Origin of the sequence: Vreelandella maris (genome assembly GCF_013371085.1) — a bacterium.
Classification (GTDB): Bacteria; Pseudomonadota; Gammaproteobacteria; order Pseudomonadales; family Halomonadaceae; genus Vreelandella; species Vreelandella maris.
This window is the reverse complement of record NZ_JABWCV010000079.1, coordinates 1-1,270: the sequence shown is the minus strand read 5'-3', so window position 1 is coordinate 1,270 and position 1,270 is coordinate 1. Positions and strand designations below refer to the sequence as shown.

1 protein-coding gene is annotated in these 1,270 nt (G+C 59.4%); it reads right to left on the bottom strand.

The features are described 5' to 3' along the window. On the bottom strand, window positions 1-1,270 hold a 1,270-nt coding region (locus tag HUO07_RS21520), incomplete at both ends, for an FAD-binding oxidoreductase (RefSeq protein WP_176305139.1).

Below are 1,270 nucleotides of genomic sequence, written 5' to 3'. Positions count from 1 at the left end.
GCGTCTACATGGCCAAACATCCCGTAGGAGAGCCCTCTGGCATCCAGCGCGGCACGAAATTCGGCAATAAAGTCCGCCAAGTGCTCCGGCGGTACGGCGGTATCTTCCACAAAAGGAATCGGCCGTTTCTCGCCCTGCACGTTGCCGAGCAAACCCACCGAGCGTTTGCGCATACCATAGACTTTCTGGATCTGCCCGCGCCCTTCGGCCAGGGTGTAGCCCAGTCGCTCTACGGTGGTGTCTTGGCTTAGATGGTCGGTGAAGGCGCGCACTCGTTTGGCGAGGGCGGCTTTATCGTCGTCATTAAATTCGATCAGGTTAATGCCGCGAATCACCGTGTTAGCGGTTGCCGGGAAGAACTCCGCTACGCTGTCCCAGACGAAGTCCTCCATGGCCAGTTGCAGCACGGTGTCGTCGATGGTCTCTATGGAAGTCGGGCGCAGCGCCTGCGGCTGGTTCTGTGAAGAGCTAGCCGCCATGAGCGCTTTGGCATCCCGCAGTGCGTCCATAAAACTGGTGTAGCGCACATTGACCAGAGTGGAGTGCTTGGGGATCGGCAGCACGTTCAACACCGCTTCGTTCAAAAAGCCCAGCGAGCCTTCCGAACCGCACAGCAGGCTATTGAGGTTTAACTGCCCTTCACCATTGCGCAGGTGGGCCAAGTCATAGCCGGTCAAGCAGCGGTTGAGCGGCGGAAAGGTTGTCTCAATCAACTCACGCTGTTGATCGATAATCTCGGCCGCGGTGGTATGCACGCGACCAAGAATGCCTTCCTGCAGGCGTTCAGCCTGCTCTTCGTCCGGTGTTAACGCCCGGCTGTGCAGGTGCTTTCCACCGATCAGAATAGTATCGAGTTCCAGTACATGGTCGCGGGTCTTGCCGTATTCGCAGCTGCCCTGGCCGCTGGCATCGGTAGAGATCATGCCGCCGATGGTGGCGCGGTTGGAGGTCGAAAGCTCCGGGGCGAAAAACAGCCCGTGGGGTTTGAGCGCGGCGTTGAGCTGGTCTTTCACTACCCCGGCCTGAACGCGCACTCGACGGTTTTTAGTGTCGATCTCGAGGATATTGTTCATGTGGCGTGATAAGTCCACCATGATGCCGTCGGTGAGCGACTGGCCGTTGGTGCCGGTGCCGCCGCCACGTGGGGTCAATACAATGCCCCGGTGGGAGGTTTGCGCGGCTAGTCGGGTCAGGCGTTCAAGGTCTTCGGCATGCTTGGGGTAGACCGCCGCCTGGGGCAGGCGCTGGTAAATCGAGTTATCCGTCGCCA